This window comes from Streptomyces sp. NBC_00080 (genome assembly GCF_045041255.1).
GTDB lineage: Bacteria > Actinomycetota > Actinomycetes > Streptomycetales > Streptomycetaceae > Streptomyces > Streptomyces coriariae.
The window spans coordinates 4679767-4703383 of the sequence record NZ_CP108235.1; the positions used below are offsets into that span (position 1 = coordinate 4679767).

Here is a 23617-nt window from a genome sequence, read left to right on the forward strand (position 1 = left end):
CCCGGGTCACCCGGCCACCAGCACCCGGTGGTGCCGCCGCACCCGCCGCACCCCGCACGACGGTCACCGCACCTGGTACGACTACCCGGTGGACCTTCTCGAACCCCACCTCCGGCTCCTCGCCGAGGTCTTCGACGTGGCCGCCGCCGGCGCCCCCTGGGCCCTGGCCGGCGGCTACGCGCTCCAGGCGCACGAGCTGCTCCAACGCCCGCACGCGAACGTGGACTTGGCGACCGAGAGCGCGGAGCCGATGCCCCGGCTCGCCGAAGCGCTGGGCGCGGCGCTCACCTCCCGGGGCGGCCACGAGGCGACGGTCCGGGACACGGACCCGCTGTCCGCGCACCTGGCCGTGCTGGACCGCGCCACGGACACGGTCCTCCGGTTGGCCCTGCACAAGGAGACCTTCTGGAGCCCGCCCGTCCCGACCCCGTACGGTCCGGCGCTCGCCCTCCCGGACGCGGTGGGCACGAAGGTGCGGGCGCTCTACGACCGCGGTCTGGCCGTCGACCTGATCGACGCGAGAGCGGCGTCGGCCCGCTTCACCCACCCCGACCTGGAGGAACTGGCCCGCCGCCACGCCCGGGACGACTTCGACCTGCCCACCCTCCAGACCCGGCTGACGGGCACGGACCACTACCCGGACACGGCGTTCACGGCGTACGGCCTGACCGAGGACCAGCTCACGGACCTGCGTGCGTGGGCCCAGAGCTGGTCGACGGACATCGCGGAGCGGCTGCTGGAGGAGGGGGCGTCACCGGACGAGTGACCGGGACGCACGGGTGAGGGCCCGGTCCGCCGGGACGGCCCCGCCGCCGGGATCAGCCGGAAGAGGCCGACGCCTCGGCCGACGCCGTCTCGGACGCGCCCGGCTGGACCGCGTCGTCGGTGCCCTCGTGGGTGGCGTCGGGTTCGACACCCATCGTGATCGAACCCACGACACCCTTGGCGATGTTCTTCTTGTTGTACTTCAGCTTGAGCAGACCGCCCTGGACGCCGCTCTGGTCGTAGATCGTGTCCTCGGTGAGCGTGGTGCGCTCGGTGGTGCTGGTGGAGTACGGCTCCACCTCGGCCGAGGCGAGCACGGACTCCTCGTCGAAGAAGAACTGACCCGTGTGGCAGGTGTTGCCGCCCTCGTAACCGGCGTCGGTCCACTCGCCGTTGACGTGCACCTTGGTGTGGATGTGGACCGTGCGGCCGCGGTACCAGCCCGGGAAGATCGTCTTGAAGGTGACGCGTCCCTGCCTGTCGGTCTTCCAGGTCCCCCGCAGATAGCGCTCGTCGTCGGTGGGCTCCTCGTGCCCGCCGCCACCGCCGCCGCCCGACGGCGGCTCGCCGGTCGGAGTGCCGGTCGGCACGTCGGTCGGCGTACCGGTCGGGGTGCCGGACGGCGCGTCGGTGGGGGCGCCACCACCACCGGTGGAGAGGCTCTCGTAGCCGGAGTAGATGCCGAGGGCGTCGCAGTGCCAGATGTCGACGGCGGCGTTCGCGAGGGGCTTGCAGGTCTCGGAGTCGATCACCTTGAGGGCGAGGGTGAGCGGGATGCCCTCCTTGTCCTCGGTGATGTCCTGGCGGAGCTTGTCCGCGTCGATGTAGTACGGGCCTTCGGTGGTCTCGGAGGTGAGCTTGTAGCAGACCTCGCCGGCGCTCGCGGAAGCGGCGGCCTTGGGCTTGGTTCCGCTCTTCTCCCCAGCGAAGGCGCCGGCGGCGAGCGCCCCGCCCGCTCCGACGGCGACGGCCGCGCCCGCACCGGCGACGACCACCTTGCGTCGGGTCAGATCACGCTTGTGCCTGGGGCCTTGCTGGTCATTCTCGGCACCGGCTGTGTTTTCTGTGTTTCCTGAGTTTCCCGTCATGGCCGCGAAGCTAGGAGGCGGGCCTGTCACAGGCGTGGGAACGACCTGTGGAATTCCAAGGGCAGGCAAAATGCGCCGGACTCCGGGTCTGTTTTGAGCCTGCCCATGGCAGAGGGCCTGGTGAGGCTTACCTCACCTTTATCGCCACACCCGGACCCGCGCTCGACTCGACTCCGTCGGGCATCACCCCGGAAGCGCCGCCCGACGCCTCCCGGAGCACCACCTGGCACCACCTGGCACCACCTGGCACCACCTGGACGCCACGAGGTGCCCTGGGGCGCGATACGGGGCGCCATCAGGTGCCACCGGGCGCCACCGGGCGCCAATCGTCGCCACCCGAAGCCCGTGAATGCGCATGGTGCCACAGTCGCCCACATAGGCGCCATCACGTTTTAGCAGGTCAGAGCGCCGCCGCTGGCCTATGGTCCAGAGATGTCACCCCACGGCTTGCACATGGCGCCATAGTGGTGCCATCATGGCGTCATGGACCTCACCCCGTATGTCGACACCCTCCGCCGCGAACTCGCGGTGGCCGCCGAAGCCGGCGGTGACGAAGCCCGTGAGCTGGCGGAGCGGCTCACCGCTCCCCTGGAGTCGGCGACCCGGCTGACCATGCTCCATGTGCTGTCCGCCGCCACGGACGAGATCACCCGCGATCTCGCCCCCGGCTCGGTCGACGTACGGCTGCGCGGGCTCGACCCCCAGTTCGTGGTGACACTCCCGCCCGGCGACGGCGGTGCCATCGCGGAGCCGGTCGCGCCCACCGAGCCGCTCAAGGCTCCGGCCGACGGCGACGAGGGCGGCACCGCCCGCGTCAACCTGCGCCTGCCGGCCCACCTCAAGGCCCGCGCCGAGGAGGCCGCGACCCGCGAGGGCCTGTCGGTCAACGCGTGGCTGGTGCGTGCCGTGTCGGCCGCGGTCGACGGTGGCGCCCGGCCGCCGCGCACGACGGAGAAGACCCAGGCCCTCGGACAGAGCTTCACGGGCTGGGTGCGCTAGCGCCGCACCCGCCCGCATCCCACTGCACCCGCACCACTTCACCCACACCACGTCCCACCAGCGGGGACGCCCTGAAGACCCAAGAGGACGGGACAGCCATGCCTTCTTACGACACTCCCGAACCGATCTCGGTCACCGCACGCGTGGACGCCGGTTCCCTCCAGTTCACCGCGACCGACCGCCCCGACACCGTCGTCGAGGTGCGGCCCCGCGACCCGGAGAAGGACCTGGACACACGGGCGGCCGCCCAGACCGAGGTCACCTACGCGAGCGGTGTACTGACCATCAGGACGCCCAAGCCCACGCTGTTCGGCCTCGGCCGCACCGGCACCGTCGACGTGACGGTCGACCTGCCCACGGGTTCACGCGTCGACACGACCGGCGCCTGGACCCAGGTGATCGGCGAGGGCCGGCTCGGCGAGGTCCGCGTGAAGAACTCGGCCGGCGACGTCCGCCTCGACACCACGGGCCCGCTGGAGCTGACCGCCTCGCACGGCACGATCACCGTGGACCGCGTCGAGGGCTCCGCCGAGATCACCGCCAGCTCCGGCAGCATGCGCGTCGGCTTCGTCGACGGCTCCGCCGTCCTGAAGAACTCGCACGGCAGCACGACGGTCGGCGCCGTGACCGGCGAACTGCGCGTGAGCGGCGCCAACGGCGACATCGACATCACACGCGCCGAGGACTCGGTCACCGCCACCACCGCGCACGGCACCCTGCGGGTGGGCGAAGTGGTCCGCGGCACCGTCCAGTTGGAGACCTCCTACGGGGCCATCGACGTCGGCATCCGCCTGGGCACGGCGGCCTGGCTCGACGTCAGCTCCGACTCCGGCCAGGTGCGCAACACGCTCACCGCGTCCGAGTCCCCGGAGCAGACCGAGGACACCGTGAAGATCCGCGCCCGCACCCGGTTCGGCAACATCCACGTCCGCCGCGCCAAGGCCTGAGCAGCGCGTTCTCGACCAGCCCCGCCCCCACCCACGTCAAGCCTTCGAACGGAGGGCCCCATGCCTTCTTCTGTCATGCCCACGTCCAGCCGGGGTGACGGTCACCCGTCGCCGATCGCCGTCTCCGCCATCGGTCTGCGCAAGTCCTACGGCGACAAGACCGTCCTCGACGGCATCGACCTGCGCATCCCGGCCGGTTCCGTGTTCGCGTTGCTCGGGCCGAACGGCGCCGGCAAGACCACCGCCGTCAAGATCCTGTCCACGCTCATCACCGCCGACGGCGGGCAGGCCCAGGTCGCGGGCCACGACCTCGCGGCCGATCCGCGGGCGGTGCGGGCCGCGATCGGTGTCACCGGGCAGTTCTCGGCCGTGGACGGGCTGATCACCGGCGAGGAGAACATGCTCCTCATGGCGGACCTGCACCACCTGCCCAGGGCGGAGGGGCGGCGGGTCGCCGCCGCCCTGCTGGAGCGCTTCGACCTGGTCGAGGCCGCGAAGAAGCCCGCCTCGACCTACTCCGGCGGCATGAAGCGCCGCCTCGACATCGCCATGACCCTCGTCGGCAGCCCGCGGATCATCTTCCTCGACGAGCCGACCACCGGCCTGGACCCACGCTCCCGGCACAACATGTGGCAGATCATCCGCGAGCTGGTCCGCGACGGCGTCACCGTCTTCCTCACCACCCAGTACCTCGAAGAGGCCGACGAACTCGCCGACCGCATCGCCGTACTCAACGACGGCAGGATCGCCGCCGAAGGCAGCGCCGAAGAACTCAAACGGCTCGTCCCCGGCGGACACGTCCGGCTCCGCTTCTCCGACCCCGCCGCCCACCACAGAGCCGCCCGCGCACTGCCCGAGGTCACCCGCGACGACGAGGCACTCGCCCTGCAGATCCCCAGCGACGGCAGCCAGCGCGACCTGCGCACCATCCTCGACCGGCTCGACACCGCCGGCATCGAGGCCGACGAACTGACCGTGCACACCCCCGACCTCGACGACGTCTTCTTCGCCCTCACCGCCACCGCCACCGTCCCCGGCCAGCCCAAGGAGAACGTCCGATGAGCTCCCTCTCCCTCGCCGTGCGCGACTCGTCCACGATGCTGCGCCGCAACCTCCTGCACGCACGGCGCTACCCGTCGATGACACTGAACCTGCTGCTCACACCCGTCATGCTGCTGCTGCTCTTCGTCTACGTCTTCGGCGACGCGATGAGCGCCGGCATCGGCGGCGGCGGTGCCGACCGCTCCGCGTACATCGCCTACCTCGTGCCGGGCCTGCTGCTGATGACCATCGGCTCCACCACCATCGGCACCGCGGTGTCCGTCTCCATGGACATGACCGAGGGCATCATCGCCCGTTTCCGCACGATGGCGATCCACCGCGGGTCGGTGCTCTTCGGACACGTCGTCGGCAGCGTCATCCAGTGCGTGATGAGCGTGGCCCTCGCCGGGGCCGTCGGGGTGGCCATCGGCTTCCGGTCCACGGACGCCACGGCCCTGGAATGGCTGGCGGCCTTCGGGCTGCTCGTCCTCTTCGCCATCGCGCTCACCTGGATCTCGGTCGGCATGGGCCTGTCCAGCCCGAACGCCGAGGCGGCCAGCAACAACGCCATGCCGCTGATCTTCCTGCCGCTGATCTCCAGCGCCTTCGTCCCGGTCGACGCGATGCCGGGCTGGTTCCAGCCGATCGCCGAGTACCAGCCGTTCACCCCCGCCATCGAGACCCTCCGCGGACTGCTGCTCGGCAGCGAAATCGGCCACAACGGATGGCTCGCCGTCGCCTGGTGCCTGGGACTCGCGGTGCTCGGCTGCTTCTGGTCCAAGTCGCTGTTCGACCGCGACCCGAAGTAGGGGAGAAGGACCCGCCGGCAGCGTGCCGGCGTGGGCCCGAAGCTCGACCCGCCGCGGGGCGGCGTACTCCGACACCGCGTCGGCGTCCGCCGCCCCGCAGCCGTTCACGCGGCGGCACCGACGGAGGGGCAGCGAGGAAGAACCACCGGGCAGGAAACAGCAAGGCAGACACGGTGAAGCAGACACGGTCGTCTAGCGGGACGTGACCGCGCGGCCCGCGCCGACGGCCGGGACGCGGGCCGCACGAGGGAGAGCGGGCCCGTCCACGGCCCCCGAAGCCGGTTGGCCCAGTGCCGCACGCGCCGAGCGAAGATGCTCCAGCCCTTCCTTCGCCACCCGCGTGACCTCCTCGTAGTCCCCCGCCGTACGGGCCCCGGACAGCCGGTCGCGCGCCGCGCGGTGACACTCCGCCGCGCTGGTCAGCGCCCGGCCCGCCGCCTCGTCCGCACCCGCCCAGGCCCGAGCGCCCGGCGGGACGAGGCCGCCGCCCAGCCGGATCAGCCAGTGGTTCGCCTCCGCCTCCGCATCCAGGTCGGACAGTCCGGGCCGACCGGCCGGACGTCGGGTGCGAGCCGTCCGGCGCTGGGCCACCACCCCCGCCACCACGCCGACGATCAGCAGCACCGACAGCGTGATCATGAACCCCGTGGATCCCATGGCTGGCTTCCTCCCTTGCCCCGTCGGCCCGTGCCGGCGTACCGCTATGAGACGACGCGGCGCTGTGCTCCCGCCTCGGCCTTCCTGTGCGCCTCCGGTGAGGTCTCCAGGAGCGGATCGCCGCCGTTCGTGCTGCCGGTCGTGTCCTTGAGGTAGCCGAAGAGCGTGGCCCACATAGGTGAACAGCTCAGGAAGAGAGCCATGCCCCCCGACCCGCGGGTCGGGGGGCATGGCCCGGAGAAATCCGTCAGCTGTCGGAGACCGAAGGTGAAGCCGACGCCTAGGCGGAATCGGACGCCGACGCTGACGCCGACGCGCTCGGCTGCGGCGGTGAGCCCTGGCCGTCCTCCGTCGCGTCCGGGTCCACGCCGACCGTGATCGACCCGTGGACGCCCCTCGCGATGTCCCGCTTGTCGTAGCGCAGCTTCAGCAGACCGCCCTGGGTGCCGCTCTGGTCGTAGATCGTGTCCTCGGTGAGGGTCGTGCGCTCCGCGGCGTTGCTCGCGTACGGCTCCACCACCGCCGAGGCGAGCACGGACTCCTCGTCGAAGAAGAACTGGCCCGTGTGGCAGGTGTGCCCGCCCTCGTAACCGGCGTCCGTCCATTCGCCGTCCACGTGCACCTTGACGTGGATGTGGACGCACCGGCCGCGGTACCAGCCCGGGAAGACCGTCCGGAAGGTCACCTGACCGTGCCGGTCCGTTCGCCAGGTGCCGCGCAGATAGCGGCTGTCGTCCGTGGGCTCCTGGTGGCCGCCTCCCGGGGGTGCCCCGGTGGGCGCCCCCGTCGGAGGTTCGCCGGTCGGGGGTTCGCCGGTCGGAGCGGGACCGCCGCCACCGCCGTTGCCCTGGTCCTCGTAACCCGAGTACACCCCCGCCGCATCGCAGTGCCAGATGTCGACGGCCGCATCCCGGATCGGCCTGCACGTCTCCGAGTCGATCACCTTCAGGCCGAGGAGGAGCGGGATGCCCTCCCGGTCCTCCGTGACGTCCCGACGGATCTTGTCGGCGTCGATGTAGTAAGGGCCCTCGACCGTCTCCGAGGTCAGCCGGTAGCAGACCTCGCCGTCGGTGCCGGCCCGGGCCGGTCTGCCGCGCCCCTCGGCGGCGCTCGCCGCGAAGGCGGTGCCGCCCAGGCCCGCCACCGCGACGCCGCCCGCGGCCACGGCCACGACCTTGCGACGTGATAAGTCCTGTTCGCTGTGTGGTTTCTGAGATCCCGTCATGAGGCCGGGACGCTAGGGACGAAACCTGTCAGGAGCATAAGGAAGAGCTGTCAGTTGCCGGGGAAAACGAAAGTGGCCCGGAACCGACGTCGGTTCCGGGCCACTCCACGAAAAGGCCTGCCGCTCTCGGCCGTGCGTGCTACTTCGGCTGCGGCTTGCGCACCGACAGGTGCAGCTCCCTCAGCCTGGCCTCCTCCAGCTCCGTCGGCGCGCCCATCATCAGGTCCTGGGCGTTGCCGTTGAGCGGGAAGGCGATGGTCTCGCGGATGTTCGGCTCATCGGCCAGCAGCATCACGATGCGGTCGACGCCCGGCGCGATACCGCCGTGCGGCGGGGCGCCGAAGCGGAACGCGCGCAGCATGCCGGCGAACTTCTCCTCGACCGTCTCGTGGTCGTAGCCCGCGATCTCGAACGCCTTGAGCATGATCTCCGGCTCGTGGTTCCGGATCGCGCCGGAGGACAGCTCCACGCCGTTGCAGACGATGTCGTACTGCCAGCCCAGGATGTCCAGCGGGTCCTGGGTCTCCAGGGCCTCCAGACCGCCCTGCGGCATCGAGAACGGGTTGTGCGAGAAGTCGATCTTGCCGGTCTCCTCGTCCTTCTCGTACATCGGGAAGTCGACGATCCAGCAGAAGCGGAAGACGTTCTCCTCGAAGTGCCCGGCACGCTTGGCGGCCTCGACCCGCACCGCGCCCATGATCTTCGAGACCTCGTCGTACTCGCCCGCGCCGAAGAACACCGCGTGGCCGGCGGCCAGCGACAGGCGCTTGGTCAGCTCGGCGACGTTCTCCTCGGTCAGGAACTTCGCGATCGGACCGGTCAGCGAGCCGTCCTCGGCCACCCGGACCCAGGCCAGACCCTTCGCGCCCAGCGTCACCGCGAAGTCGCCGAGCTGGTCGAAGAACTTACGGGGCTGCGCGGAGACGTCCGGCACCGGCAGCGCGCGGACGTGCTTGCCCGCGAAGGCCTTGAACTCCGAGCCGTCGAAGATGTCGGTGATGTCGACGAGTTCGAGCTGAGCCCGCAGGTCCGGCTTGTCGGAGCCGTACTTCAGCATCGACTCGCGGAACGGAATGCGCGGGAAGGGGGAGGTGACGTGGCGGCCGCCGCCGAACTCCTCGAACAGCTCCGTCATGAGCTTCTCGATCGGCTGGAAGACGTCCTCCTGCTCGACAAAGCTCATCTCGACGTCGAGCTGGTAGAACTCGCCCGGCGAGCGGTCCGCGCGCGCGTCCTCGTCGCGGAAGCAGGGGGCGATCTGGAAGTAGCGGTCGAAGCCCGAGATCATCAGCAGCTGCTTGAACTGCTGCGGGGCCTGCGGCAGGGCGTAGAACCGGCCCGCGTGCAGACGGGACGGGACGACGAAGTCGCGGGCGCCCTCGGGGGAGGTCGCGGACAGGATCGGCGTCGCCATCTCGTTGAAGCCCAGCGCCGTCATCTTGTGCCGCATCGCCGAGATGACCGACGTCCGCAGCATGATGTTGCGGTGCATGCGCTCACGGCGCAGGTCCAGGAAGCGGTACTCCAGGCGCCGCTCCTCGTTGACCCCGTCCTCGGCGTTGATCGTGAAGGGGAGCGGCTGGGCGGCGCCGAGCAGCTCGACCTCGCCGACCTCGACCTCGATCTCGCCGGTCGGGAGATCCGCGTTGACGTTCTCCGCGCCGCGTGAGACGGCCTTGCCGTCGATGCGGACCGTCGACTCCTTGGTGAGCCGGTCGAGGGCCTCGTACGCGGGCGTGCCCGGACGGGCGACGAGCTGCGTGATGCCGTAGTGATCACGCAGATCGATGAAGAGGATGCCGCCCAGGTCGCGCCGATTGTGCAGCCAGCCGCTCAGCCGGACGTCGGTGCCGACGTCAGAGGCGCGGAGCTCGCCGCAGGTGTGGGACCTGTACCGATGCATCGTCGTTCATCCAGTCTTCGCGGATCGGGGGCGTGTTTCACGTGAAACAACCCCCAGCGTACCGGGCAGTCACTGATCACCTCCCCTCAATACGGGTGCGGCGATCAGTGGCACTTCTCCGCCCCATATTCCTAAAGTGGGGCAATGCGCACTGGCGAGCCGTTGCCTGCCGTGGGGGAGGTCCTCGCCTCCCTCGCGACCGGCCTGTGGCACTGGGACACCGCCACCGGGCTGGTCACGGTCGACGCCGAGGCAGCCCGGCTGCTCGGGCTGCCCCCGGAGGAGACGGTCCTCACCGAGGCCCAGACCCGGGCCCGCCTCCACCCCGTCGACTGGAACGAGATCACCGGGGTGATCCAGCTCGCCGTCGCCGAGGGCACCCTCGCCGAGGTACGCATCCGGATCATGGACGACCTGGGACGGGTCGTCCGGGTCGTGCGCAGCCGCTCCAAGCCGTCCTTCGACCCGGTGAAGAAGGCGTACGAGCTGATCGGCACCCTCCAGGAAGTGACCGAACCGACGCCGGGCACCCCCGCGGGACGGACCGCCGTCACCGGCGACTGGCGGCGCTCACGCGAGGCGTTCCTGCTGGACGCGGGCCGGGCGCTGGCGGAGGCGCGGTCCACCGAGGAGGTGCTGAGGGTCGCGGCGGCCCTGTCCATGCCGGGCTTCTCACCGGACGGACTCGCCGTCTTCGGCGTGGAAGGCGACCGGCTGACGATCATCGGCCACCACGGACACCAGTCCGGCGACGAGGACCCCTTCAGTCAGATGTCCATCCATACGGACTATCCGGCCGCCGAGGTCGTGCGCACCGGGCGGGCCGTATACCTGTCCTCCCCCGAGCGGTACAAGGAGCGCTACCCGCTCACCTGGCCGCTGGCCGCGCACTTCGGCCGTCACTCATGGGCGTTCCTGCCGCTGACGGTGGCCGGCCGCACGATGGGCACCTGGATGGCCGGCTTCGCGTACCCGGTGGCGTTCACCCCGGACGAGCGGTCCGTGCTGACGACGGTCGCGCGCATGCTCGCCCAGGCCCTCACCCGCGCGGGTCTGGCGGAGACCCAGCGCGAGCTGACCGACGGCCTCCAGCGCTCCATGCTCCCCACCCTCGGCCCCGAGATACCGGGCATGACCCTCGCCGCCCGCTACATACCGACCGGCGGCGGCCTTCAGGTCGGCGGCGACTGGTACGACATGATCCCGCTGCCCAGGGGCCGCTTCGCCCTGGTCATCGGCGACGTCCAGGGCCATGACGTCCGCGCCGCTGGGCTCATGGGCCAGCTGCGCATAGCGGTAAGGGCGTACGCCGCCGAGGGCCACCGCCCCGACGCCGTCCTCTCCCGAGCCTCCGGCTTCTTCCACGGCCTCACCGACACGGACGGCGGAGCCGGGGCCGATCCGCGTTTCGCCACCTGCCTGTACATAGAGGTCGACCCGGTGACCGGGGTGTTGGAGACCGCCCGGGCCGGACATCTGGATCCCACGATCCGCATGTCCGACGGCACCGTGCTGGTCCGCGCCACCGCCGGGGGCCTGCCCCTCGGCATCGACCCGGACGCCGACTACCCCACCACCCGGCTCGCCCTGGAACCCGGCGAGGCGCTGATGCTCTGCACCGACGGCCTGCTGGAGACCGGCGGTCACGACCTCGACACCGGCTGGGGGCGCGTCCGCAAGATCCTCGAGGCACACCAGGGCGATCTGGAGGAGCTGGCCGACGCCCTGGTCCAGGCGGTGCACGGCCCTTCCTCCCACCACACCACGGGCCCTCTCGCGGACCGCCGCGAGGACGACATCGCCGTGCTGCTCCTGTGCCGCCAGGGCGCGGGCGGCTGCGGCCCGGGCGCCGCTCCCGTGCCGGTCCGGCAGCCCGTGCGGCGCTCGATGCTGACGGTCGCGCAGGCCGAGCCCGAACGGATCGCCGTGGCCCGGCAGCAACTGCGCGAGCTGCTGCACGACTGGACCTGTGAGGACCAGGTCGACTCGGCGGTCCTGCTCGTCTCCGAGACGTTGACGAACGTCCTCGTCCACACCGACGCGGACGCGCTGCTCGTCGCCGAGGTGACCGGCGCGCCCGGCGAACGCCGGCTCCGCATCGAGGTCACCGACGCCGGCGACGACCTCCCCCACAAGCGCCGCCCCGGCGAACTGGCGTCCTCGGGGCGAGGCCTGGTCCTCATCGAACTGCTCGCGGACACCTGGGGGGTGGCGCCCCGGGGCGAGGGCAAGAGCATCTGGTTCGAGCTCTACGAGTTCGGCGAGCCCTCGGCGGGAGCACTGTGACGCGTCCGTAGTTCGTGCAGGACCCCGAAGGCGGCGGCCGTCACGGGAACGGCGAGCAGCATGCCCAGGATGCCGGCCACGGACGCCCCGGCCGTGATGGCCACCATCACCACCGCCGGATGCATCTGCACGGTCCGGCTCTGGATCACCGGCTGCAGCACATGCCCCTCCAGCACCTGCACCGCCAGCACCACCCCGAGCGCCCACAGCGCGATGACGAAGCCCCGGTCGGCGAGCGCCACCAGCACGGCGACGGCCCCGGAGAGAAAGGCGCCGAGATAGGGGATGTACGCCCCGACGAAGACGAGGGCACCCAGCCCGACCGCCCCCGGCACATCGAGGACGAGCAGTCCGACGGTGATGCACACGGCGTCGATGAAGGCGATGAAGGTCGTGCCCCGCATGAACCCCTCCACGGCCCGGAAGGCCCGCCGGGCCATGGCCTCCAGGGTGTCGCCGGTACCGCGTGGCGCGACGGAACGCAGCGCGCCGATCGCCCGGTGCGAGTCGCGCAGAAAGAAGAAGACGAGCAGCAGCGCGAGCACGGCCATGGCGATGCTCTCGCCGACGACACTCACCCCGCTGATGACGTTGGACGCGGCCGTCCCCCCGAACTTGGTCAGCAACTCCTTCGCATTGGACGCGAGGTCGTCGAGCGAGGTCCCGGCGGCCCCGAAGTGTTCGGCGATGCTCCGTGCCGCCGACCTGAGCGCGGCGACGATCTGATCCCCGCTGTCGATCAGCGCGGCGACGACGATGTACACCGCCCCGCCGACCACGGCGACGACGGCGACACACGTCAGCCCCGCCGACACCGACCGGGGCACCCCCACCTCCACCAGCCTCCGGTACAGCGGCCTGAGCAGCGCGGTCCCGAGCAACGCGAGCAACACGGGCGTGACGGCCGTACGCAACTCGGCGCACAGCCGGATCCCCACGTACCCGACACCCGCCGCGAGCAGAATCACGGCGCACCAGGCGGCGAACCGGCGAGCGGGGACGGGGAGCAGGTGCACGCGTCCAGCGGATCACGGAGGCGCCGGATTGTCCTGACCTGACGGGCCGCCCGGGTGAGGGCACGTGACCCGGACTCAGAATCGAACGTCCGCTCCTAAAGGGTGAACATCCTTGCCAGCGCGGCCAGTTGCGGTGGCATATGCCTATTTTTCATGGCGGAGGTGATGCTCGATGTACGAGCAGAACAACACACCGCCGCCGGACCGGTCGGCGGCACAGCAGGACGCGATCGATGTCAACGACTTCGTGTTCGCGGCGACGGGGGCGAGGGTACGGAGGCTGACCACGCCGGACGGAGAACACTGGTTCCCAGCCGTGGACGTGGCGGCTCAACTCGGCTACGCCAACACCCGGGATGCATTGCAACAGAGTGTTGCGCAACAACACACAACATCTCTCGACGATCTTGCACGAAGCGTCGGTACAGCCGACGCTTCGTGCAACATTGCAGGTCGCAGGCTCAAGAAGTCGATGAAGATGGTGAATCTCCAGGGACTCATCCAGCTCGTGAACGGATGCACCAAGCCGGAGGCCCAGCCCTTCAAAACCTGGGTCGCCGGAGTCATCGCCACCATCCAGCGCGACGGCTCCTACTCCCTGGAACCGGCCCCCGGACAACCCGCCCCCGCCGGCGGTACCGCGTACGTCATGCCCGAGCAGGTCGTCGAAGCCATCATGCGGCTCGAGGAGCGCAACCTGCATGCGGACGAGATGCTGGCGGCCGTCGCAGGAGAGCGCAACGACCTGCTGCGGCAGATCACCGACAGCCAGAACAGGATGGCCGACGCGCTGACAGACATCGCCGAAGCCCTCGGGCGGTCCAGCCACAGCGCCCCCGCACCTGGACTGACTGCCCAACAGCTTCTCGCCACGTGGCAGAAGAGGCACCTCCTCGTCACGGACGACGTGCACACAGTCGCCGCCGTCCTCGCCCCGGCACTGGCGCGTGGTGAGGCCCGCTACCGTGTCGAGGAGATCGCCGCCCGAACCGGTATGTCGCAGGATCGCGTCCACGACTGCCTACGCATACTGCTGAAGCGCGGCTGCATGCGGCAGACCGGCTGCTCCACTGACGGAGCGCCCGTCTACGTGCTGCCGTAGCGGCGTCACCGCGATACGAGACAGGCCCGAAGTCGCAAACCAAAGTTGCGGCTTCGGGCCTTGTCACACCGTATCGGTTTCCGGCGGGCCGGAGGGCTAGATGCCCTCCGCCGTCATCCCGTGCACCGCCGGAATCGTGCCCAGCCGGCCCTTCTGGAAGTCCTCGAAGGCCTGCTGGAGCTCGTCCTTGGTGTTCATCACGAACGGGCCGTAGTGGGCCATCGGCTCACGGATCGGCTGCCCGCCGAGCAGCACGACCTCCAGGTCAGGCGTGTGCGAGTCCTGCTTCTCGTCCGCGCGGACCGTCAGCGAGGAACCCGAGCCGAAGACCGCCGTCTGGCCCAGGTGGATCGGCCGACGCTCGGCGCCGACCGAACCGCGGCCGGCCAGGACGTACGCGAGACCGTTGAAGTCCTCACGCCACGGAAGGGTGAGTTCCGCGCCCGGCGCGAGGGTCGCGTGGACCATCGTGATGGGGGTGTGGGTGATACCGGGACCGGCGTGGCCGTCCAGCTCGCCCGCGATGACCCGCAGGAGCGCGCCGCCGTCCGGGCTCGCCAGGAGCTGTACATGGCCGCCACGGATGTCCTGGTACCTCGGCGCCATCATCTTGTCCCTGGCCGGCAGGTTCACCCACAGCTGGAGGCCGTGGAAGAGACCGCCGGACATGACCAGCGACTCCGGCGGCGCCTCGATGTGGAGAAGGCCCGAGCCGGCCGTCATCCACTGGGTGTCGCCGTTGGTGATGGTGCCGCCGCCGCCCTGGCTGTCCTGGTGGTCGAAGATCCCGTCGATGATGTAGGTGACGGTCTCGAAGCCGCGGTGCGGGTGCCAGGGGGTGCCCTTCGGCTCGCCCGGCGCGTATTCCACCTCGCCCATCTGGTCCATCATGATGAACGGGTCGAGGTGGCGGTAGTTGATCCCGGCGAACGCACGGCGCACCGGGAAGCCCTCACCCTCGAAACCGCTCGGCGCGGTCGTGACGGTGAGCACGGGACGTGCGACCGCGTCGGCCGATGCGGTGACGCGCGGCAGGGTCAGCGGGTTCTCGACGGTCACTGCGGGCATGTCCGTACCTCCTTGGGCGACGTACGTCCCAGTTTAGTTGAGCATTGAACTTTCTGCTACCCGTAACGATGGAAGCCCGGAGGACATTCCCGTGGAGCGGCGAGCACGCAGGGGCAGCGACGCGGGGGAACCCTATGGCATGGCTGTGAAGGGCATGAGACATCCACCGGACAGCCGAGGGACAGCCGGGAAGGACGAGAAAGAAGAGGAACGGGGCAGAAGACAGCGAGAGAAGAGTGGAGCGGCAGGAAGTAACGGGGAGAGGCGAACCCTCAGCCGTACATCCGCCGCATCGCGAACTCGACCATCTGCTCGACCGCCTTCGCGTCGAACACCATCCGGTGCTCACCCTCCATGTCGAGGACGAAGCCGTACCCGGTGGGCAGCAGGTCGATCATCTCGGAGCCGGTGATCACGAAGTACTTGGACTCCTTGCCCGCGTACCGGCGCAGCTCCTTGAGCGAGGTGAACATCGGGATCACCGGCTGCTGGGTGTTGTGCAGGGCGAGGAAACCGGGGTTGTCACCGCGCGGGCAGTAGACCTTGGAGGTCGCGAAGACCTGCTGGAAGTCCTCCGCGGCCAGCTGCCCGGTGGTGAAGGCCCGCACCGCGTCCGCGAGGGACGGCGGGGACGGCTCCGGGTAGAGCGGCGGCTGCTGACCGTACCCGCCGTGGCCGCCGGGCATCTGCTGCTGCGGCGGGGCGTACTGCTGCTGTGCAGCACCGCCGTCCATGGGCTGGCCGTATCCGTACATGGGCGCAAGCGTACCGAGCGCGCCCGGCGGGCGGGGCGGTACGGGGGCCCCTTCCGAGGCGCACGGGACGCGTTACGCGTCACAGATGGCCGGTTCGGGGTTGCGACTTATTACCGACGGGTAGCATCATCGGTAGCTACTTGTTGGTACGTGAACTAGCGCGAGGATCCCAGTCCCTCGCCGATCTCTCTTTACGGAGCCGTCGCCATGGGGCACTACAAGTCGAATCTCCGCGACATCGAGTTCAACCTCTTCGAGGTGCTCGGGCGCGACAAGCTGTACGGCACCGGCCCGTTCGGGGAGATGGACACCGAGACCGCGAAGAGCATCCTCGAGGAGCTGACCCGCCTCTCGGAGAACGAGCTGGCGGAGTCCTTCACGGACGCCGACCGCAACCCGCCCGTCTTCGACCCCGAGACCAACACCGCGCCGGTCCCCGCGTCCTTCAAGAAGAGCTACCAGGCCTTCATGGACTCCGAGTACTGGCGTCTGGGCCTGCCCGAGGAGATCGGCGGCACCACCGCCCCGCCGTCCCTGATCTGGGCGTACGCGGAGCTGATCCTCGGTGCCAACCCGGCCGTGTGGATGTACTCCTCCGGCCCGGCCTTCGCCGGCATCCTCTTCGACGAGGGCAACGACGTCCAGAAGAAGATCGCGCAGATCGCCGTCGACCGGCAGTGGGGCTCCACGATGGTCCTCACCGAGCCGGACGCCGGCTCGGACGTGGGCGCTGGCCGTACCAAGGCGGTCCAGCAGGAGGACGGCTCCTGGCACATCGAGGGCGTGAAGCGCTTCATCACGTCCGGTGAGCACGACATGTCGGAGAACATCCTCCACTACGTGCTGGCCCGTCCCGAGGGCGCCGGTCCCGGCACCAAGGGCCTGTCCCTCTTCATGGTCCCGAAGACGCTCTTCGACTTCGAGACCGGTGAGCTGGGCGAGCGCAACGGCGTCTACGCCACCAACGTCGAGCACAAGATGGGCCTGAAGGCCTCCAACACCTGCGAGATGACGTTCGGCGACCGGCACCCGGCCAAGGGCTGGCTGATCGGCGACAAGCACGACGGCATCCGCCAGATGTTCCGCATCATCGAGTTCGCCCGCATGATGGTCGGCACGAAGGCGATCTCCACGCTCTCCACCGGCTACCTCAACGCCCTGGAGTACGCCAAGGAGCGCGTCCAGGGCCCCGACCTGGCGAACTTCATGGACAAGGCCGCGCCGAAGGTCACCATCACCCACCACCCCGACGTGCGCCGCTCGCTGATCACGCAGAAGGCGTACGCGGAGGGCATGCGCGCCCTCGTCCTCTACACGGCCTCCGTCCAGGACGCGATCGCCGTGAAGGAGGCGAACGGCGAGGACGCGAAGACGGAGCACGCGCTCAACGACCTGCTCCTGCCGATCGTCAAGGGCTACGGCTCCGAGAAGGGCTACGAGCAGCTCGCCCAGTCGCTCCAGACCTTCGGCGGCTCCGGGTTCCTCCAGGAGTACCCGATCGAGCAGTACATCCGCGACGCCAAGATCGACACCCTGTACGAGGGCACCACGGCGATCCAGGGCCAGGACTTCTTCTTCCGGAAGATCGTCCGCAACCAGGGCGCCGCGCTGAACTCCCTCGCCGAGGACATCAAGAAGTTCCTGGCGCTGGGCACCGGCGGCGAGGAGCTGGCCGGCGCCCGCGAGCACCTGGCCAAGGCCGCCGTCGAGCTGGAGGCCATCGTCGGCCTGATGCTGACCGACCTCGCGGCCACCGAGCAGGACGTCAAGAACATCTACAAGGTGGGCCTGAACACCACCCGTCTGCTGCTCGCCTCCGGTGACGTCATCGTCGGCTACCTGCTCCTCAAGGGTGCCGCGATCGCCGCCGAGAAGCTGGAGTCGGCCGCCACCAAGGCCCTCTCCGCGAAGGACGTGGCCTTCTACACCGGCAAGATCGCGGCGGCGAAGTTCTTCGCGGCCGACGTCCTGCCGGGCGTCACCCTGGCCCGCAAGATCGCCGCGGGTGTCGAGCTCGACCTGATGGAGCTGGACGAGGCCGCCTTCTAGCACTCGGAGGCCCTCTGGCACTCGGAGCTCCTCCAGCACTCAGAGGCCGCGTTCCAGGACGCATCCGCACAACCGCGCGACACTCCACATTGTCCTCACGAGGGCCCGCTCCCCATCACCGGGAGCGGGCTCTCGTACGTCGTTAAGGTGAACCCCATGAGCGCACCCTCCCGCTTCGACCGCGGCCACACCGACGACCTCATGACGTTCCTGACGGCGAGCCCGTCGCCGTACCACGCCGTGGCGAACGCGGCCGAGCGCCTGGAGAAGGCCGGGTTCCGGCAGGTCTCGGAGACGGACGCCTGGGACGCGGAGGCCTCGGAGGCCTCGGCGGCGGGGAGCGGTGGCAGGTACGTGCTGCGCGGCGGCGCGATCGTGGCCTGGTACGTGCCCGAGGGCGCCGCGCCGCACACGCCGTTCCGCATCATCGGTGCGCACACCGACTCCCCGAACCTGCGCGTCAAGCCGCTGCCCGACACCGGGGCGCACGGCTGGCGCCAGGTGGCCGTGGAGATCTACGGCGGTCCGCTGCTCAACTCCTGGCTCGACCGCGACCTGGGCCTGGCGGGGCGGCTGACCCTGCGGGACGGCTCGACGCGTCTGGTCGACGTGGGCCGCCCGCTCCTGCGGGTCCCCCAACTCGCCATCCACCTGGACCGGGCGGTCAACACCGACGGCCTCAAGCTCGACAAGCAGCGCCACCTCCAGCCCGTCTGGGGCCTGGCGGGCGATGTGCGCGACGGCGACCTGATCGCCTTCCTGGAGCAGGAGGCCGGGCTGGCCGCGGGTCAGGTCACCGGCTGGGACCTGATGGCGCACTCCGTGGAGCCGCCCGCCTACCTGGGCCGCGACGAGGAGCTGCTGGCCGGCCCCCGTATGGACAACCTGCTCTCCGTGCACGCCGGTACGGCGGCGCTGACAGCCGTGGCGACCGGCGGCCAGGGCCTGCCGTACATCCCGGTGCTGGCCGCCTTCGACCACGAGGAGAACGGCTCGCAGTCGGACACCGGCGCGGACGGACCGCTGCTGGGCAGCGTGCTGGAGCGTTCGGTGTTCGCGCGCGGAGGGTCGTACGAGGACCGGGCGAGAGCCTTCGCGGGCACCGTCTGTCTGTCCTCCGACACCGGTCACGCCGTCCACCCCAACTACGCGGAGCGGCACGACCCCACGCACCACCCGCGGGTCAACGGCGGTCCGATCCTCAAGGTCAACGTCAACAACCGCTACGCGACCGACGGTTCGGGCCGGGCGATCTTCGCCGCCGCCTGCGAGAAGGCCGGCGTGCCGTTCCAGAACTTCGTCTCCAACAACTCCATGCCCTGCGGCACGACCATCGGCCCGATCACCGCCGCCCGGCACGGCATCCGCACCGTCGACATCGGCGTGGCCATCCTGTCGATGCACAGCGCGCGGGAGTTGTGCGGCGACGCCGACCCGTACCTGCTGGCCAACGCGCTGGCGGCGTTCCTGGAGGGGTAGCAAGTCGGCCGCCGCGCATGGGAGTCGGGCCCCGGGGTACCCGGATCCGGTGGTGAACCGGAGTGGCCGGTACACCGGACAGGAGGCAACATCATGGGCCTCGGCGGATGCATCATCCTCATCGCCGTGGGAGCCATCCTCACGTTCGCGACGGACTGGGACATGCAGGGCGTCAATCTCGACCTGGTCGGCGTCATCCTGATGATCGTCGGGCTGATCGGCGTGACGACGTTCAGCAGCATCGCCCGGCGCCGCCGGGTGATGGTGCCTCCGACCTCGACCACGGTGGTCGAGACAGAGCGGCACCAGCGCGACGGTTACAACGGCGGCTACGGCGTCTGACCGTGACCCGGGTCAGCGCCCGGTCCGGCCAGGACCCACGGCAACCGGTCCGCCCCGCCCCCGGTGAGGCGGACCGGAAAGCCCGGTCCTGCCGGCGGACCTGGCCGACGGGGCACTCTCCCGGCCGACCGCCACGTCAGCGCGACGTCAGCGCGTGCCCCGTGGTGGCGTCCACGTGGGCCGGGACCTCCTCGTGACGATCGCCGACCGTGGAGGTGCCGGTGGGTTCCAGGAGGAGGATCTCGGTGGGCACGGGCGCGTACGGCTTGTGTTCGGTGCCGCGCGGGACGGTGAAGACGGAGCCCTTGGGAAGGGTCACGGTGCGCTCTCCCTCCGGCTCGCGCAGGGAGATACGGAGCTCCCCCTCCAGGACCAGGAAGAACTCGTCCGTCTCGTCGTGGACGTGCCAGAGGTGCTCGCCCTCGACATGGGTGACGCGCACGTCGTAGTCGTTCACGGTGGTGACGATGCGCGGGCTCCACTGCTCGGTGAAGGAGGCGAGCGCGGCGGGGAGGGAGACGGGTTCGTTGGTCATGTCCCTCATCGTGGGGTGGGCCGCGCGGCCGCGCGAGTGCTAGGAATCGCACATGCCGCAAGATTCCTCTCAACGCGCCGTGAGTGCGCCGCACCGGGTCGCCGTGATCGTGGACGAGGGCACCAATCCCTTCGAGGTCGGTGTCGCCACCGAGCTGTTCGGACTGCCCCGGCCCGAACTCGGGCTGGCCCGGCCGCTGTACGAGGTCGTGCTGTGCACCCCCGCGCGCGAGGTGCGGATGAACCACGGGTTCTTCACCATGACCGGCGGGCGCGGCCTGGAGGCGGTGGACTCGGCGGACACCCTCGTGGTGCCGGGCCGGCCCGACAACGTCGTCCCGCGCGGCCCCGCCGTCCTCGACGCCATCCGGCGTACCCACGCGCGCGGGGCGCGGGTGATGAGTTTCTGCACCGGCACCTTCGCGCTCGCCGAAGCCGGCCTGCTCGACGGACGCCGGGCCACCACGCACTGGATGTGGGCCGAGGCGTTCCGCGCGCTGCATCCGAAGGTGCGGCTGGAGTCCGACGTCCTCTTCGTCGACGAGGGCGGCATCCTCACCGCCGCGGGCAGCGCCGCCGCCCTCGACCTCGGGCTGTACGTCGTACGACGCGACCACGGCGCGGAGATCGCCAACGCCGTCTCCCGGCGGCTGGTGTTCGCCGCGCACCGGGACGGCGGCCAGCGGCAGTTCGTGGAGCGCCCGGTGCCGGACGTGCCCGACGAGTCGCTGGCGCCGTTGCTCGCGTGGGCGCAGGAGCGGCTGGGGGAGCCGCTGACGGTGGCGGAGCTGGCGGCGCGGGCGGCGGTGAGCCCGGCGACCCTGCACCGGCGGTTCCGGGCTCAGCTCGGCACCACCCCGCTCGCCTGGCTGACGGCGGAGCGGGTGGCGCTCGCCTGCCGGCTGATCGAGCGGGGTGAGCAGCGGCTGGAAGTGGTGGCGGCCAGGAGCGGGCTGGGGACCGCCGCGAACCTGCGCGCCCGCGTGCGGCGCGAGACCGGACTCAGCCCAACGGCCTACCGGCGGCGTTTCGGACCGGCCGTCGGGGAAGCCGTAACCGCATGAGATTCCTCGTACGCGACCGGCTCCTCGGCTTCGGTGACGACTACTGGATCGAGGACGACCGCGGCAACAAGGTGTACCTCGTCGACGGCAAGGCGATGCGGCTGCGGGAGACCTTCGAGCTGAAGGACACCCGTGGGCGGGTCCTGATCGACATCCACCAGAAGATGTTCGCCCTGCGGGACACGATGGTGATCGAACGGGACGGCGAACCGCTGGCCACGATCCGGCGCAAGCGGCTGTCGCTGCTGCGCAACCACTACCGGGTGGCCCTGGCGGACGGCCGTACCGAACTCGACGTCAGCGGCAAGATCCTCGACCGGGAGTTCGCGGTCGAGTACGACGGCGAACTGCTGGCCGTCGTCTCCCGGCGGTGGCTGCACGTGCGGGAGACCTACGGCGTCGACGTCGTACGGGAGGACGCGGATCCGGCGCTGCTCATCGCGGTGGCGGTGTGCGTGATCCACCTCGCCGACAAGGAACGCGAGGACTGAGGGCCGGAAAGCACCGGGAGCGGCCCGGCGCGGCAGGCCGGGCGCCGCCCGGCGCGGGAGGCCGCGGCTAGGGGCGGCGTTCAGGAGTGCGCAGGCCGAGCACCCGGTCCTTCAGGGCCGGGAACTGCTCCCGGGTGGTGGCGACCCTGGACGGGTCGAACTCGACCCTCAGGACCTCCTCGCCGGAACCCGCCTCCGCCAGCACCTCGCCCCACGGATCCACCACGATCGAGTGACCCGCCTGCGGAACTCCGGCATGCGTCCCGGCCGTTCCACACGCGAGCACGAACGCCTGGTTCTCGACCGCCCGCGCCCGGGCCAGCAGCGTCCAGTGCGCCCGGCGGCGCTCCGGCCAGCCCGCGGGGATCACGAGGGTCTCGGCGCCGGCGTCGACGAGAGCGCGGAAGAGTTCGGGGAAACGGAGGTCGTAGCAGGTGGCGACACCGACGGTCGTTTCGGGAAGGCGGACCGTCACCAGTTCCTCGCCCGCGCCCATCAGCACGGCCTCGCCCTTGTCGAAGCCGAAGCGGTGGATCTTGCGGTAGGAGGCGGCCAGGTCACCGGAGGGGGAGAAGACGAGAGACGTGTTGAAGAGGGAGCCCTCGCCCGCGGCGGAGCCGCCGGACGGAGCGCGCTCCGGGATCGAGCCCGCGTGCAGCCACACGCCCGCGTCGCTCGCGGCCTTGGCCATCGCCTCGTACGTCGGCCCTTGAAGGGGCTCGGCCTCGCTGCCGAACTCCTCGTAGGCGAACGCCCCGGTCGTCCACAGCTCCGGCAGCACCACGAGGTCGGCGGCACCGGCCTGCTCCCGTACCAGTGCGGCAACCCGCACCCGTCGCGATTCGACCGATTCGCCCTCTTCTACAGCGATCTGGATCAGAGAGGCGCGCACACTACCACCGTCCTGGCATTCGAGTCGTCCACACGGGCCTACGATCGTCACACGAAAGCACTGCCGGGGTGCCTCACAGCAGCGTAACTTAGCGTTCCGAGACACCCGCCGACACCCGGCGACACCCGCCGATACCTGCCCACACCGCCACCTCCCGCTGGCAACGCCGCCGCAACCACCCGAGTACCGACCGCCGAGGGGTCCCGTTTCCGTGAGTCTGCATCCCACCCTCCAGCCCTACGCCGACGCCTGGACCCACTCCATCGAAGCGATATCCGAGTTGGTGCTGCCGCTGGTGGAGGCGGACTGGAACCGCCGGACACCGTGCCCCGGCTGGTCGGTGCGCGACATCGTGTCGCACGTCATCGGGCTGGACTGCGAGATGTACGGCGACCCGCGCCCCATCCACACCCTGCCGCGCGACCTCTACCACGTCACCAATGACATCCAGCGCTACATGGAGATGCAGGTCGACGTCCGCCGCCACCACACGGCGCCGGAGATGACGTCCGAGCTGGAGTACACGGTCATCCGCCGCAACCGCCAGCTGCGCAACGAGTCGCGCCAGCCCACCACGATGGTGCGCGGCCCGCTCGGCACCGAGCTCACGCTCGAGGAGTCCATGCGCAAGCACGCGTTCAACGTGTGGGCGCACGAGCAGGACCTGCGCGCCGCCCTCGGCCGGCCCGGCAACCTCGACTCGCCCGGCGCGCACATCGCCCGTGACGCGCTGCTCGCCGAACTCCCGGCGGTCGTCGCCGAGAAGGCCGACGCCCCGCGCAGCTCCGCGGTCGTCTTCGACGTGCACGGGCCGATCGAGTTCCTGCGCACCATCCGCGTCGACATCCAGGGCCGCGGCACCCTGGAGACGGCCCCGGCGCTCGGCCCGGCCGCCGCGTTCACCCTCGACTGGGAGACGTTCGTGCGGCTGGCCTGCGGCCGGGTGACGGCCGAGGCGGTCGCCGACCGGGTGAAGGCGGAGGGCGATCCGGAGCTGACGGCGGCGATCCTGCGGAACTTCGCGGTCACCCGGTAACCGGCGGCGCTCCCCCCGGCCACCGCAAGTCGCCGGTATGAGCGCACCCCGCACCCCTCGACAGAACGG

23 protein-coding genes are annotated in these 23617 nt (G+C 70.4%); 13 read left to right on the forward strand and 10 right to left on the reverse strand.

Going from position 1 to position 23617, the window contains the following annotated elements:
- Positions 1–88 precede the first annotated feature (88 nt).
- A complete protein-coding gene (locus tag OHU34_RS20925) occupies positions 89–766 on the forward strand; it encodes a hypothetical protein (RefSeq protein ID WP_142265235.1) in 678 nt (225 codons plus the stop codon).
- Between the two features lie 52 nt (positions 767–818).
- Here OHU34_RS20925 and OHU34_RS20930 read toward each other — a convergent pair whose 3' ends face one another.
- The gene (locus OHU34_RS20930) at positions 819–1853 is read right to left on the reverse strand and encodes a dioxygenase (RefSeq protein WP_405767788.1); all 1035 of its coding nucleotides are present in this window, start codon (positions 1851–1853) and stop codon (positions 819–821) included.
- Between the two features lie 483 nt (positions 1854–2336).
- On the opposite strand from OHU34_RS20930, the gene OHU34_RS20935 reads away from it, so the two are divergent.
- The 4 genes from OHU34_RS20935 (at position 2337) to OHU34_RS20950 (ending at position 5649) form a co-directional block, all read left to right on the forward strand.
- Complete coding sequence (locus tag OHU34_RS20935) at positions 2337–2852, forward strand: toxin-antitoxin system HicB family antitoxin (RefSeq protein WP_142265233.1); 516 nt, start codon at positions 2337–2339, stop codon at positions 2850–2852.
- A gap of 98 nt (positions 2853–2950) precedes the next feature.
- The gene (locus OHU34_RS20940; protein ID WP_142265232.1) at positions 2951–3799 is read left to right on the forward strand and encodes a DUF4097 family beta strand repeat-containing protein; all 849 of its coding nucleotides are present in this window, start codon (positions 2951–2953) and stop codon (positions 3797–3799) included.
- Between the two features lie 60 nt (positions 3800–3859).
- Positions 3860–4861: an ATP-binding cassette domain-containing protein gene (locus tag OHU34_RS20945; protein ID WP_200839742.1), complete on the forward strand. Its 1002-nt coding sequence runs from the start codon at positions 3860–3862 to the stop codon at positions 4859–4861.
- Positions 4858–5649: an ABC transporter permease gene (locus tag OHU34_RS20950; RefSeq protein ID WP_142265231.1), complete on the forward strand. Its 792-nt coding sequence runs from the start codon at positions 4858–4860 to the stop codon at positions 5647–5649. The genes OHU34_RS20945 and OHU34_RS20950 overlap by 4 nt, the downstream gene beginning before the upstream one ends.
- Before the next feature lie 192 nt (positions 5650–5841).
- Here the strand turns inward: OHU34_RS20950 and OHU34_RS20955 are convergent, their stop codons facing one another.
- From OHU34_RS20955 to aspS, 4 genes are all read right to left on the reverse strand, one after another.
- Positions 5842–6306 (reverse strand): hypothetical protein, encoded by a 465-nt coding sequence (locus tag OHU34_RS20955; protein WP_200839741.1) that lies wholly within the window; start codon positions 6304–6306, stop codon positions 5842–5844.
- A gap of 44 nt (positions 6307–6350) precedes the next feature.
- Positions 6351–6509, reverse strand: a complete 159-nt coding sequence (locus tag OHU34_RS20960; protein WP_160159987.1) for a hypothetical protein — start codon at positions 6507–6509, stop codon at positions 6351–6353.
- A 77-nt stretch (positions 6510–6586) separates the two neighbouring features.
- Positions 6587–7531, reverse strand: a complete 945-nt coding sequence (locus OHU34_RS20965; RefSeq protein ID WP_142265230.1) for an intradiol ring-cleavage dioxygenase — start codon at positions 7529–7531, stop codon at positions 6587–6589.
- A 139-nt stretch (positions 7532–7670) separates the two neighbouring features.
- The gene (gene aspS, locus OHU34_RS20970) at positions 7671–9434 is read right to left on the reverse strand and encodes an aspartate--tRNA ligase (protein WP_142265229.1); all 1764 of its coding nucleotides are present in this window, start codon (positions 9432–9434) and stop codon (positions 7671–7673) included.
- A 144-nt stretch (positions 9435–9578) separates the two neighbouring features.
- Between aspS and OHU34_RS20975 the strand changes: the two genes are divergently transcribed.
- Positions 9579–11720 carry a SpoIIE family protein phosphatase gene (locus OHU34_RS20975; RefSeq protein WP_230195197.1) on the forward strand — a complete coding sequence of 714 codons (2142 nt, stop codon included), beginning with the start codon at positions 9579–9581 and terminating at the stop codon, positions 11718–11720.
- Here OHU34_RS20975 and OHU34_RS20980 read toward each other — a convergent pair.
- The gene (locus tag OHU34_RS20980; RefSeq protein WP_142265227.1) at positions 11684–12736 is read right to left on the reverse strand and encodes an AI-2E family transporter; all 1053 of its coding nucleotides are present in this window, start codon (positions 12734–12736) and stop codon (positions 11684–11686) included. The two genes, OHU34_RS20975 and OHU34_RS20980, sit on opposite strands and share 37 nt — an antisense overlap.
- 172 nt (positions 12737–12908) lie before the next feature.
- Between OHU34_RS20980 and OHU34_RS20985 the strand changes: the two genes are divergently transcribed.
- Positions 12909–13838 carry a Bro-N domain-containing protein gene (locus tag OHU34_RS20985; RefSeq protein ID WP_142265226.1) on the forward strand — a complete coding sequence of 310 codons (930 nt, stop codon included), beginning with the start codon at positions 12909–12911 and terminating at the stop codon, positions 13836–13838.
- Positions 13839–13934: 96 nt separating this feature from the next.
- Here OHU34_RS20985 and OHU34_RS20990 read toward each other — a convergent pair whose 3' ends face one another.
- Both OHU34_RS20990 and OHU34_RS20995 read right to left on the reverse strand, forming a co-directional pair.
- Entirely contained in the window at positions 13935–14906 is a 972-nt protein-coding gene (locus OHU34_RS20990) for a pirin family protein (protein ID WP_142265225.1), read from the reverse strand.
- 272 nt (positions 14907–15178) lie between these two features.
- A complete protein-coding gene (locus tag OHU34_RS20995; protein ID WP_028806966.1) occupies positions 15179–15661 on the reverse strand; it encodes an SseB family protein in 483 nt (160 codons plus the stop codon).
- A 207-nt stretch (positions 15662–15868) separates the two neighbouring features.
- Between OHU34_RS20995 and OHU34_RS21000 the strand changes: the two genes are divergently transcribed.
- The 3 genes from OHU34_RS21000 (at position 15869) to OHU34_RS21010 (ending at position 19531) form a co-directional block, all read left to right on the forward strand.
- Positions 15869–17710 carry an acyl-CoA dehydrogenase gene (locus OHU34_RS21000; RefSeq protein ID WP_142265224.1) on the forward strand — a complete coding sequence of 614 codons (1842 nt, stop codon included), beginning with the start codon at positions 15869–15871 and terminating at the stop codon, positions 17708–17710.
- 156 nt (positions 17711–17866) lie between these two features.
- Complete coding sequence (locus OHU34_RS21005; RefSeq protein WP_142265223.1) at positions 17867–19189, forward strand: M18 family aminopeptidase; 1323 nt, start codon at positions 17867–17869, stop codon at positions 19187–19189.
- 93 nt (positions 19190–19282) lie between these two features.
- Entirely contained in the window at positions 19283–19531 is a 249-nt protein-coding gene (locus OHU34_RS21010) for a DUF6458 family protein (protein WP_054242050.1), read from the forward strand.
- A gap of 136 nt (positions 19532–19667) precedes the next feature.
- On the opposite strand, the gene OHU34_RS21015 is transcribed toward OHU34_RS21010, so the two are convergent.
- The gene (locus tag OHU34_RS21015; RefSeq protein ID WP_142265221.1) at positions 19668–20066 is read right to left on the reverse strand and encodes a cupin domain-containing protein; all 399 of its coding nucleotides are present in this window, start codon (positions 20064–20066) and stop codon (positions 19668–19670) included.
- Positions 20067–20118: 52 nt separating this feature from the next.
- On the opposite strand from OHU34_RS21015, the gene OHU34_RS21020 reads away from it, so the two are divergent.
- A complete protein-coding gene (locus tag OHU34_RS21020; protein WP_142265220.1) occupies positions 20119–21129 on the forward strand; it encodes a GlxA family transcriptional regulator in 1011 nt (336 codons plus the stop codon).
- Positions 21126–21620 (forward strand): LURP-one-related/scramblase family protein, encoded by a 495-nt coding sequence (locus OHU34_RS21025; protein ID WP_020130573.1) that lies wholly within the window; start codon positions 21126–21128, stop codon positions 21618–21620. Before OHU34_RS21020 ends, OHU34_RS21025 begins: the two co-directional genes overlap by 4 nt.
- A gap of 67 nt (positions 21621–21687) precedes the next feature.
- Here the strand turns inward: OHU34_RS21025 and OHU34_RS21030 are convergent, their stop codons facing one another.
- Positions 21688–22512 (reverse strand): carbon-nitrogen family hydrolase, encoded by an 825-nt coding sequence (locus tag OHU34_RS21030; RefSeq protein WP_142265219.1) that lies wholly within the window; start codon positions 22510–22512, stop codon positions 21688–21690.
- Positions 22513–22723: 211 nt separating this feature from the next.
- Between OHU34_RS21030 and OHU34_RS21035 the strand changes: the two genes are divergently transcribed.
- Positions 22724–23548 carry a maleylpyruvate isomerase family mycothiol-dependent enzyme gene (locus OHU34_RS21035; RefSeq protein WP_142265218.1) on the forward strand — a complete coding sequence of 275 codons (825 nt, stop codon included), beginning with the start codon at positions 22724–22726 and terminating at the stop codon, positions 23546–23548.
- Positions 23549–23617 lie beyond the last annotated feature (69 nt).

Excerpts from the sequence above, each read along its gene's own strand:
- OHU34_RS21020 (WP_142265220.1), top strand. The coding sequence starts at position 20,119 with ATGCCGCAAGATTCCTCTCAACGCGCCGTGAGTGCGCCGCACCGGGTC.
- OHU34_RS20940 (WP_142265232.1), top strand. The coding sequence starts at position 2,951 with ATGCCTTCTTACGACACTCCCGAACCGATCTCGGTCACCGCACGCGTG.
- OHU34_RS21010 (WP_054242050.1), top strand. The coding sequence starts at position 19,283 with ATGGGCCTCGGCGGATGCATCATCCTCATCGCCGTGGGAGCCATCCTC.
- OHU34_RS20985 (WP_142265226.1), top strand. The coding sequence starts at position 12,909 with ATGTACGAGCAGAACAACACACCGCCGCCGGACCGGTCGGCGGCACAG.
- OHU34_RS20950 (WP_142265231.1), top strand. The coding sequence starts at position 4,858 with ATGAGCTCCCTCTCCCTCGCCGTGCGCGACTCGTCCACGATGCTGCGC.
- OHU34_RS20990 (WP_142265225.1), bottom strand. The coding sequence starts at position 14,906 with ATGCCCGCAGTGACCGTCGAGAACCCGCTGACCCTGCCGCGCGTCACC.
- OHU34_RS21000 (WP_142265224.1), top strand. The coding sequence starts at position 15,869 with ATGGGGCACTACAAGTCGAATCTCCGCGACATCGAGTTCAACCTCTTC.
- OHU34_RS20995 (WP_028806966.1), bottom strand. The coding sequence starts at position 15,661 with ATGTACGGATACGGCCAGCCCATGGACGGCGGTGCTGCACAGCAGCAG.
- OHU34_RS20965 (WP_142265230.1), bottom strand. The coding sequence starts at position 7,531 with ATGACGGGATCTCAGAAACCACACAGCGAACAGGACTTATCACGTCGC.
- OHU34_RS20955 (WP_200839741.1), bottom strand. The coding sequence starts at position 6,306 with ATGGGATCCACGGGGTTCATGATCACGCTGTCGGTGCTGCTGATCGTC.
- aspS (WP_142265229.1), bottom strand. The coding sequence starts at position 9,434 with ATGCATCGGTACAGGTCCCACACCTGCGGCGAGCTCCGCGCCTCTGAC.
- OHU34_RS20935 (WP_142265233.1), top strand. The coding sequence starts at position 2,337 with ATGGACCTCACCCCGTATGTCGACACCCTCCGCCGCGAACTCGCGGTG.
- OHU34_RS20975 (WP_230195197.1), top strand. The coding sequence starts at position 9,579 with ATGCGCACTGGCGAGCCGTTGCCTGCCGTGGGGGAGGTCCTCGCCTCC.
- OHU34_RS20930 (WP_405767788.1), bottom strand. The coding sequence starts at position 1,853 with ATGACGGGAAACTCAGGAAACACAGAAAACACAGCCGGTGCCGAGAAT.
- OHU34_RS20960 (WP_160159987.1), bottom strand. The coding sequence starts at position 6,509 with ATGGCTCTCTTCCTGAGCTGTTCACCTATGTGGGCCACGCTCTTCGGC.
- OHU34_RS21005 (WP_142265223.1), top strand. The coding sequence starts at position 17,867 with ATGAGCGCACCCTCCCGCTTCGACCGCGGCCACACCGACGACCTCATG.
- OHU34_RS21015 (WP_142265221.1), bottom strand. The coding sequence starts at position 20,066 with ATGACCAACGAACCCGTCTCCCTCCCCGCCGCGCTCGCCTCCTTCACC.
- OHU34_RS20945 (WP_200839742.1), top strand. The coding sequence starts at position 3,860 with ATGCCTTCTTCTGTCATGCCCACGTCCAGCCGGGGTGACGGTCACCCG.
- OHU34_RS21025 (WP_020130573.1), top strand. The coding sequence starts at position 21,126 with ATGAGATTCCTCGTACGCGACCGGCTCCTCGGCTTCGGTGACGACTAC.